5 protein-coding genes and 2 pseudogenes are annotated in these 9701 nt (G+C 48.3%); 3 read left to right on the forward strand and 4 right to left on the reverse strand.

Translation table 11 applies throughout. The annotated features are described in order from the left end of the window. From MHN01_RS07890 to queE, 3 genes and pseudogenes are all read right to left on the reverse strand, one after another. Window positions 1-604: pseudogene (locus MHN01_RS07890) on the reverse strand (methyl-accepting chemotaxis protein); the annotation flags it as partial. Window positions 605-979: 375 nt separating this feature from the next. Next, window positions 980-3790 (reverse strand): hydrogenase expression protein HypA, encoded by a 2811-nt coding sequence (locus MHN01_RS07895; RefSeq protein WP_239410827.1) that lies wholly within the window; start codon window positions 3788-3790, stop codon window positions 980-982. Window positions 3791-4052: 262 nt separating this feature from the next. Continuing rightward, window positions 4053-4721, reverse strand: coding sequence for a 7-carboxy-7-deazaguanine synthase QueE (gene queE / locus MHN01_RS07900; RefSeq protein ID WP_239410829.1), 669 nt, complete (start codon window positions 4719-4721; stop codon window positions 4053-4055). 396 nt (window positions 4722-5117) lie between these two features. Here queE and MHN01_RS07905 point away from each other — a divergent pair, with 396 nt between their 5' ends. Continuing rightward, window positions 5118-6332, forward strand: a complete 1215-nt coding sequence (locus MHN01_RS07905; RefSeq protein ID WP_239410831.1) for an ROK family protein — start codon at window positions 5118-5120, stop codon at window positions 6330-6332. Window positions 6333-6406: 74 nt separating this feature from the next. On the opposite strand, the gene MHN01_RS07910 is transcribed toward MHN01_RS07905, so the two are convergent. Then, window positions 6407-8410 carry a methyl-accepting chemotaxis protein gene (locus tag MHN01_RS07910; protein WP_239410832.1) on the reverse strand — a complete coding sequence of 668 codons (2004 nt, stop codon included), beginning with the start codon at window positions 8408-8410 and terminating at the stop codon, window positions 6407-6409. 601 nt (window positions 8411-9011) lie between these two features. Here MHN01_RS07910 and MHN01_RS07915 point away from each other — a divergent pair. Beyond that, window positions 9012-9299, forward strand: a complete 288-nt coding sequence (locus MHN01_RS07915; protein WP_239410833.1) for a hypothetical protein — start codon at window positions 9012-9014, stop codon at window positions 9297-9299. A 113-nt stretch (window positions 9300-9412) separates the two neighbouring features. Continuing rightward, window positions 9413-9701 (forward strand): annotated as a pseudogene (locus MHN01_RS07920) (N-acylglucosamine 2-epimerase); the annotation flags it as partial.

The raw sequence follows: 9701 nt of genomic DNA on the forward strand, positions 1-9701 counted from the left end.
GGATCAGGGTTAACGAGAACAGAAAGCCGGTTGCTGCAATCGCTGCCATGATCCCGCCGGCAATCAGTAGCTGCTCATTGACGCGCTGATAGAGAGGGCCGAGGTTATATTCCAGACGAACCACGCCAAGCACTTCGCCCTCGGGCACGATGTGGCACTGGAGGCAGTTGGTTCCGCGATAGTTGGAGCTGGCTTTCATTGGCAGGGCAACCAGTAGGGTCTGGCTGTTATTGGTGGTGATAGTCTCGGTAATTTGCTCGCCTTTAAGTGCGCGGTGGTCAAATTCGTCGACTGGCGCCTGATCCTCGAGACCCGGGCCGAATATATTTGTTACCGCCGGGCTGCGAATAACACGAACATTTTCGATCCCGCTATGAGAGAGTACTTTATCCCGTAAGGTTTCGCGCTGGGCCATGGTCCCTGTCAGCATCATCATGTTCAGGCTGTCAAAGTAGTTACCTGCCTTGTCCAGGGTTTGCTCGCTAATAACCGACTCAAGTAGCATTTTTTGCTGGCGTGATTCGTAGGCCAGTGATGTGATAAGCACAACGGTGAACACGGTAAATAGTGTTAAGAGGAGCTTGTGAGCAATAGTTAAGCGCATCTTCCATGATCTCTTTTGTAGGGCGTTTCATCGCAATCTAAATAGGCACCGACCGTGTCTGCTCTTTTCCACGGCAGCAGCCAAAGCAATGAGGAGATCAATGCCTTGCTTTCTACAGATTGAAGAGCGACTTCGGATGGTTCAGATAACAGTTCTGACTGTTATTCTTATATTTTTTATAGGGGTATAGTGTACTTGTTGCGCTTGTTAAAAAATAGTTTTGCGCTGGTTATTGTGAAGTTGAACGTGACAAGTGGGTCACAAAAAAAACAGAATATGAAAAATATCGATGTTATTTGCTTTGACAAAAAAAAGCTCGACAGTGCGAGCTTTTTCTGCCTATATAACTGGATATTAATCCAGTTAAGGAGGGATTTATGGTGCAGGCTGCGGTGGTGGCGCCGGTGGCGCACACTCGAGTCCGTCATTAAGAATGGTGCCTGCAATCGGCCCTTCTTCAGGGATCTCGGGGTTATCTAACAGTTCCTGGTGGGTGACATTCGGTACGCTTGATGCGCTTATCAATGAGACAATATCACTCCATATTTCACCGTCATCGGCGGCAAACTGTAGTGTTGCATCTTCCTGCCAGCGAGTCTGATGGTTAAAACCCTTGATAGCAAAACGGAAACCATCAGTATCGGTCATTGCTATCCGTTCGTTTAATGAGCCGTCAACAGCTTCGTAATATAACGTACCGTCATCTTCAAGCTTCCATCTGATCGGGATATTAAATTTACAGCCATCTTCGTGAATGTAATTCCCAGTGAAAAAGTCACCTTCAAAATTATCGCTGAGCTTTAGGAAGCGTGAGCTATCACCAGCAAAGCGCAACGCCTTATCGTCACTGGTATTGCCTGTTTGCCCGATGAGCAGTGATTCGGTGAACCGCGGGTTTCGCTGCTCCCAGATGACTTTGCATTGTGCGACTTGGTCTTGGTATTGCGCCAGCGTTTTCTTGGTCACAGGGGTGGCTGCGGGTTGAGCCCAGCCCGAATTTTGGGTTGTACAGGCAGCCAACTGATCAGGCGCATACTGCTTGGTTAACAGGGTTGAGATCTGATTGCCGGTTTCGTTGTTAGCCGAGTAGACCTTGAGAGCCAGAATACCTCTGTTGCGATCCAGGTTGGTTAATGACCAGAAGTCGAATCTATCTGCATTGGAGCCATTCGGTGTGAGTTTTAAGTAGCCTTCTTCGGTCAGCGCCCATTGGCGATTAGCGGGGATCAGGGCAGTATTACTATACTGTTCCCAGCTGTTATTGGCGCGCAAGATCATCGCTGAGATCTCTCCCTGCTCGGAAATTTGGACCAGATGTTGATCGACAAGGGCATTTGCGCTCTGAGAGGTAAAGCGTTCGTCCCCACCACACTCTGTGACGGCATTGAGGAATTTGCTCAGATTGGTTCCGAAGCCGTTGCCGAAATTACAAACCCCGAACGGAGGTAGGTTGTCCCGGCTGGCTGCAGCAAAAATCTGTTCCTTGGCGACATTATCGAAACCGGAAAAGTGGAAGGCTTCATTATCAAGCAGGCTCTCGCCAATATGGACAAAACCGCGATCCTCGACTAGAAACAGGCTTTGTTGCTCAAATGGGTAGTTATCAGACAGCTGTTTGATAACAGCTGGCACCTCAAAACGGAACATGGCTTTGCCAGATACATTGATAGGGGCCCAGGTACTGGCTTCCTGCACGCTCCAGTTGTCGGCCGCAATGTTCACCCAGTACCTGGCGGTAAAGACATTATCGGAAATAAACTCAATAATAATATTATCAGCAAGTTTGAAGCCGTTTATATCATCAACGCTGTTGGCGGCGTCACTCGGATCTGTTAGAACACTGTTCAGATCGGTATAGCCAGTATCGGGTAATAACACGGGTGAGATCCGGCAGGCGGTATTGTTGTTGCGGTTGTCGCATAGCAGGTAGCGTTCCTTTTCAGGACGCCAGGTGAAATAAAAGCCAAATGCGCCGTCTTCAAATGTTGCTTCAGGCTGGATATAGCGGGTAACGTAATGGTTATCCTTGTCAGACAGATAGTTATGGATCTTCTTACCGCTCAGTGGGTAAACACTGGCGTTCATTGTGATCCCTGTTTCATCCTCCTTGTCCAACGCTGCATCGGTCAGCAACAGGGTTTTTGCCGTAGCGACCTCGACTTTGAGGTAATCAAACAGGCCGACCCAGCCGTTGGATGTGAGCACCTGATGGGTAATGTCGTCAGAGCCGAAGCTGGTCGAGCCGCTGAGGTAGGTGAAAACTTCCGATAACGAGATCTCTTCAGCGCCGTTTTTATCCCAGCGATACTCAGTGATGGTTGTTTCCCCGATCTCGGCCTCTTGTCCGTCGTATACCATTTGCTCGGCGAGAATGCCGCTGCCGCTGTTGGAATTGAAGCTGTCAACTTTCCAGTAGCCATCGTTGAGAATAGCCTGAACATTGGCTTCTGCAGCTGCCTGCTCTGTCACGAAGCGCTCCATTCTGCCTGCGGTCATGCTCTGCACGATAGAAAGCGACAGTAGGTTGCTGATCCTCATGTTTTCAAGACCCAGTTTTGGTAGCAGGGTTGCTTCAAGATCATCGGCAATGGCGTTGAGATCCTGCTGGAATAAAAAAACTTTGCTGCGTGAGGGATTAGCGACAATTTCTTCGAAGATCCCCCAGCTTTCGTCAAGCTGGACTCGCTGGGTAAGGGCGTAATAGGCCAGGCTGGATTTCAGGCTGACGGCAATTCTTTCTTCGGTTAATGGCACCATATAGACGTGAGAAGGGATCGCATCACCTATAGTCACTGTAATATCTGGTGTCGGTGACTGATCGACAAGAAGAACCGCATTGATTCTGATCCGGGTACCGGCCTCTATCACATAGGTACCGTTACCGAGGTTCTGCCAACTGGTAATATCTATGCGCTCGAGGATCTTCCCTTTGCTGTCGAGCCAGACAGCAGCGAAATTGCTTTCTGTAAGGTTTGCCTGAGCTTCAGCGTAGGCGGAGCTGATAATACCAAAACCTGCTGTTTTAGCGGTGAGTAACTCCGCAGGCGTATCAACAGTAATCGTAAATTTGGTCGAGGCAGGGGCCGCTGGACCTGCTGCTACGGGTTCGTCTTTGCCTCCGCCGCCGCAAGCCGATAGTAACAGGCAGCAGAAAGCGGCAAGGCAATATCCTAGATAAGCGCGCATAACAAAATCCCCAAACATTTATTATGTTTTGCGCTCAGTATAGATTTGGGGCATTTTTGCTGTGTTAAAGGAAGGGCACTGTCTTGTAGATTGGTCAGGGATCTAACATGTAAGAATAAAAACGTTAGTGAGATACGCACTACTAACTAATAGCCAACCACTAGAGGGCAGAAAAAAGGGCAGGGGCTGAGAAAAATTTGTCCCAAGCCACTTTATGATGGCTTGGGGATCCTGCTATCGAACAGGAACGGATTTTTTCGGGTTAGGCAATGGCAAGATATTTATGGGTTTGGATTGACAGTCGCCAGTTGCGTTTCACGCAGGTGTCAATACACAGCGCTGTGGCTCTCGGTTTCTGGCTAATGGGTTGCAGGGCAATGCTGACATCGGGTTTTAGCGCGACTCCGTCGATCAGGTTGTCGAGTTGTTCAATGTCCTTTGCTGTACCTACCGGGTGTTTGATTTCGTCGGCGCGTTCTAGTGCTGAAGGCAGAACAGCCAGTTTGGCTTTCATATTGATCTTCGGTGATACAGTCACCCAGGTATTGGCTGTTGCCTTGATTTCCGATGTGCCGCTGGTTTCGATTTGACAGCGAAAGCCTGCTTCTTCCAGTGATTGGGTAAGAGGAACAAGATCATAGATACAAGGTTCGCCACCGGTAATAACGACGTGCTTGGCGGTGTAGCCTTGATCTTTTAGTAAGGTAACCACGCCGTCAGCGTCAAGGTTTGTCCAAAGCGGTGAATCGGCAGTTTTTGCCATGATGTCTTCCAGCGGGGCAAAATCTTGTGGTTCGGCCGTCCAGGTTTGTTTGGTGTCACACCAGGCGCAGCCAACAGGGCAGACCTGCAGACGGACAAAGATGGCTGGGACGCCGGTAAATACACCTTCACCTTGAATGGTTTCAAAGACTTCGTTAATTTTGTACACCGCTAACCTCGTGGCGAGTTGATCATTGTATATTGCAAAAACTGTCTGCAAAAATAGCAGCAGAGTATTATGTCAAAACTTGCGGTAGATGTCTTTAGTCATTAGTGGCACGTGAAATTCGAGTCATACATGTTGGCTGGTTCGCGTGAAAAATGCATGAGTATATGAGTTCAGCATGCAATAATTTGCTTTGGGTATATCTTAAATTTTAATAGTAAAAAAACTACCGTAAAAAGATGCCTGATAATGATTTGATAGCACAAAAAATGGGTATAGTTGCGTATTAGTCGTGATGGATATCACGTCCTCGAAAGATTCGGCTTCACAATTAGTTCGCAAAGTAAAAAAATTAATCTACTAACGTTTATTTTCACTTTTAATGTCGGGAGTATTGGCATGTATGTCGCTCAGCCTGGTCATATTGACCATATTAAAAGAAATAATGCCGGCAGCGTCTACAAGCTTATTGACCAGTACGGCCCTATTTCTCGCATCGAACTATCTAAACGCAGTCAGCTTGCACCTGCCAGTATCACCAAGATCACCCGAGAGTTGATTGAAGCTCACCTGGTCAAGGAGACCCAGTATCAGGAATCAACCAGCCGGGGCCGACCGGCGATAGGGTTGCTTCCTGCAAATGAAGGGTGGCAGTTTATGTCGATCCGTCTCGGGCGCGGCTATCTGACCATTGCCTTGCACGAGCTTGGCGGTGATATCCTGGTGGAAGAGCGTCAGGATATCGAAGTATTGCAACAAGATGCTGTCCTCAAGAAGCTCCTTGACGAAATAAACACCTTTTTTGCCAACCACGTCGGCGAGCTAGACCGTATCACGGCTATTGCCGTATCACTACCGGGACTGGTCAACGCAGAGAAGGGCATCATTATACAGATGCCGCACTACGATGTGCATAATCTGGAGCTTGGCCCAGCAATTCATGAGGCGACCGGGCTACCGGTTTTTATCGGCAATGATACGCGAGCCTGGGCGCTGGCTGAAAAGCTATTCGGTAATTCGCGTGATGTCGCGAACTCCATATTGATTTCGGTGCATCATGGCGTCGGTGCGGGCATTGTGTTGGACAACGTCGTGCTTCAGGGGCGTATCGGAAATATCGGTGAACTGGGGCACATTCAAATCAAACCTTATGGTAAACGTTGTTTTTGCGGCAACCACGGCTGCCTGGAAACGGTGGCGAGCGTAAAAGCAATTATCGAACAGGTCGAGCAAGGGCTGCGGGAAGGGCACCCGTCTTCGCTTCACGGTAAGGTACTGACCATCGAAAAGATCTGTGATGCGGCGGTCGAAGGGGACACCCTTGCAAGGTTGGTGATTGTCGAGCTGGGTCATAACCTCGGGCAGGCAATTGCTATCATGGTGAACCTGTTCAATCCAGAGAAAATACTGATTGGCGGCGAATTTAATCGGGCCAAGAGCATTCTTTACCCAGCTATCATGGAGTGCGTCCGCACCCAGTCGTTGCCCGTCTATAACCAGGATCTGAAGATCGAACAAAGCTGTTTCTATACCCAGGCGACCATGCCGGGGGCGGCTCTGGTGAAGCAGGCGATGTATGACGGTCACTTGCTCATGAAGTTGATAGAGGGTTAGGCGGGACACTCTATCTGTCAGGCCGCCGGTGATGGCCGCCTGACAGTATGAGCTTCTATTTTCCCCGATTTGAATCAGTTGAGCTTGAACTGCCTCACTAGTTCATTTAACTGCTTGTTGGCATCCGATAAAGAATGGGTTGAACGGGTGGTCTGTTGGGCATTGGCCGTTAGCATCTCGATGATGTTTTGGATCTGAGCCATATTCTGATTAATTTCTTCTGTTACCGCGTGCTGTTCTTTTGCCGTCGCGGCAATTTGCGTACTCGAATGACTGATTGTGTTCACGGCACCAATCATTTCATCTAAGCCGCCATTCACGCGCTGTGTATCATCGACGACGACCGAACAGCGAGCCTTAGTGTTGTCCATTGCCGTAACGACGCTGTTAACCCCTGCTTGTAGGCGATTCAGCATCTCGTTGATTTCAGATGTGCTGCTTTGGGTACGAGCCGCTAGTGCACGGACCTCGTCAGCGACGACAGCAAAGCCCCGGCCTTGCTCTCCGGCACGCGCCGCTTCGATGGCCGCATTCAGAGCCAGTAGGTTTGTTTGTTCAGCAATGCCTTGAATGACGTTGAGCACCGAGCTGATATTCTGCGTTTCATTGCTCATCTCTGTGACATTGTTTGAGGCCGTTTCAACTTGTTCCATCAGCAAGGAGACACTGTCGCTGGCCTGATTAATGGTCAGCTTTGACTGGTCGGCGGAACTGGTTGTTTCGTGTGTGACTGTTTCGGTTTCGGTGGCATTACGTGCCATTGTTTCGGCTGTTGCTGCCATTTCATTGATTGCGGTGATGATCTGTACGGTCTCACCGGCATGTTGGTCGACAATACCTTGGTTGGTGCGACTTTGGTTTTCGACATTATGGATGATGTCCGAGATCTGGTGGCTGGCGTCAGAAACCGAGCCCATCATATTGCGCAGATAGAGGATGAAATGGTTAACGGAGAGAGCGATATCACCGACTTCATCGTATTTGTTGATAGTGATTTCGGCGGTTAGATCGGCCTCACCCGACGACAATGACTCGATGTTATTTCTCAATGCTGCAAGGCGCCGGGTCAGGCGAGAGAAGGCAATAAAGCAAAATACGATAATAGTGGCAGCAATCGGGAGCTGGATTGACGCCAGGGTTGTGAGAATAGAGTCGGTTGTCACTTCGAGCAACGCTGTTTCAGTGCTGAAGGCGACTATCCATGGGGTACCGGCAATTTTGTTCATGAACAGAGTATGCGTGATACCCTTATCATCATAGCTAAGCTGTAGCGGGACTCCTTCTCTTACCTCGACGAGATGTCTATTTATGTTGGCCGCAAAAGGGGATTGCTGTGTGACTGATGAAAGGTTTTCGAGCACCAGCGAGCGATTGATACTCCGTGTGTTGTTGAGGATCTTTCCGTCGGCTTCGACAATAAGAATGTCTCCGTTTAGGGCTTGTTCGTTCTTGGCGGCCAGTTCATTGAAAAAGCCCAGAGTTAGATCAATGGTTGCCACGCCGTAACGCTGGTTGTCTTTAAAGATTGACATGGCGCAGTTGGTTCTGGCCTCAGGGCTGGCCGAATCTTTGTAGGCTGGTGCCCATGCGCAAAGTCCCGTTGGCGCGGCCAGCCCATTTTTGTACCACACCTGTTCGTAGTATTTGAGTGAGTCTTTCGAGTTCCAATAAGTGTTGACGATCAATTTGTCGCTGGCATCCCGGTGGAAAAAAGTACTGAATTTCTCAATATCTTGCTGGCGCTGTCCGGGAAGTGGCCAGATACCACCGCCAAAGACTTTGCTGTTGCCGTATTGATCGACCAGGCCCGGTAAAATCTGATCTATCTGCTCGCTAGAGACTAGCGGGATGGTTTGGGTGATGGCGCGTTGCTGCGACTGAACTTGTTCTAGCTCCATTGATATTTCATTATTCAGTGCCTGAAGCACGCCTTCAATAATTGTCTCTTCGTTATCGACTAACTTGGGGGATACCCAGTGGGTTATACCTAGTGTGGTCACCAGCCCCACAATGAGCATAAAACCCGTAAAATAAAGCGGGTAGATGTATCTAATCGATTTCATTTTCCCTAATGCCATGTTGCTCCCTCTTTATATAACGCTGATCTGTGTTGAATATCGTTGTTGTTATGTGGATGGTTCATGTAGCAAAGCAGAGTGAATGCCAGCCATACTGCTTGGTACTGTTGTTGCTGATTATTCTATGGTTCGAATTCGAGCTATTGATGATCGAATTCGAACTATGCTAAACAAAAATCCCGTGACTGTATGTGATCTAAGCTTGACTGAATGCATGAAATTCTATTCAGGAATGCTGAATGGTTAGACGGTTCGGCGAGTGACCTATTGAAAAATAAAAAGTTAGGATGGCTTTAGGTTCATACTAAGTGGCAGATAGATTCAAAGACGTAATAGCCTGACATCAGGAAAATACATGTGCAGTGCTCGAACGAAGGTGTGTGGAGTGTGGTTTAGGACGGAGGGAGCTGGGTGACAGAGTGAAGCCGTGCTTAGTACTTGGTTGGAGCGAATACCCAGAAATCGGTGCTATTTGGGATAAATAATGGGCCGATGGGTTTATTTTTTTGATCATAGCAATGAATGCTAAAACCAGGACTTGTCCAGTCACTCACGATGTGCCGATATAGCTATTCATCCTGTTAATATTATTAGGGAAGACATGGCCAAATATCAATTTTTCGTTCTGCCAAATAGCGACCGTCGTCAGTTTACCTTCCTGGACTCGGCTTCTGGGACGTTTCTCCGGGAGAAAGAGCAGCTAATCGCCCAGGGATTTGAAGTCGAAGATGATTTTATCTACGCCGACAATGAAAAAGAGGCCGTTGAAAAGTTTAAATCCAATTATATTACAGTGCTCGAAGACTATAACGCATCCCACCCGGAAACAGCCTTGGCATCGACGGTCATTGAACTGTTCCGCTCAGCAATGAAGCGAATTAAGAAGTAAAAGCCACGATGATCTAATCAAAGACCTTATTGCTGTGAGCTTGAAGACAGTTTGTGCAGGCCCTTGCCATTATATTATCTATTGATTTTATTAGATAAATATAAAGGATTATCATGAACGCTTGGGTACGAAACCCCATCCGGGGGCTACTACTTTTTCTGAGTGTGTTTTGCGTGGTTCAAGTACCGGTTATGGCGCAAAGCGTGTCAGAAAGTGGCTCGTCAGATAGTTCGCTGTTACCAACCGGTGAGCGATGGCTTGAACATGTCGAGAAAGGTTTACGTCCGTTTTGGATGATGGATACCGCCAAAGGCACCCCGATAGGAAATTTTCCGACTTTCCGTTGTGATAACGGTGCGTTGCTTAATACAGATGCTCCCTGCAATGAGCTCAATCAGGATT

Source organism: Photobacterium sp. OFAV2-7 (assembly GCF_022347985.1).
In the GTDB taxonomy this organism is placed as follows: domain Bacteria; phylum Pseudomonadota; class Gammaproteobacteria; order Enterobacterales; family Vibrionaceae; genus Photobacterium.

Excerpts from the sequence above, each read along its gene's own strand:
- MHN01_RS07895 (WP_239410827.1), bottom strand. The coding sequence starts at position 3,790 with ATGCGCGCTTATCTAGGATATTGCCTTGCCGCTTTCTGCTGCCTGTTA.
- MHN01_RS07905 (WP_239410831.1), top strand. The coding sequence starts at position 5,118 with ATGTATGTCGCTCAGCCTGGTCATATTGACCATATTAAAAGAAATAAT.
- MHN01_RS07910 (WP_239410832.1), bottom strand. The coding sequence starts at position 8,410 with ATGGCATTAGGGAAAATGAAATCGATTAGATACATCTACCCGCTTTAT.
- MHN01_RS07915 (WP_239410833.1), top strand. The coding sequence starts at position 9,012 with ATGGCCAAATATCAATTTTTCGTTCTGCCAAATAGCGACCGTCGTCAG.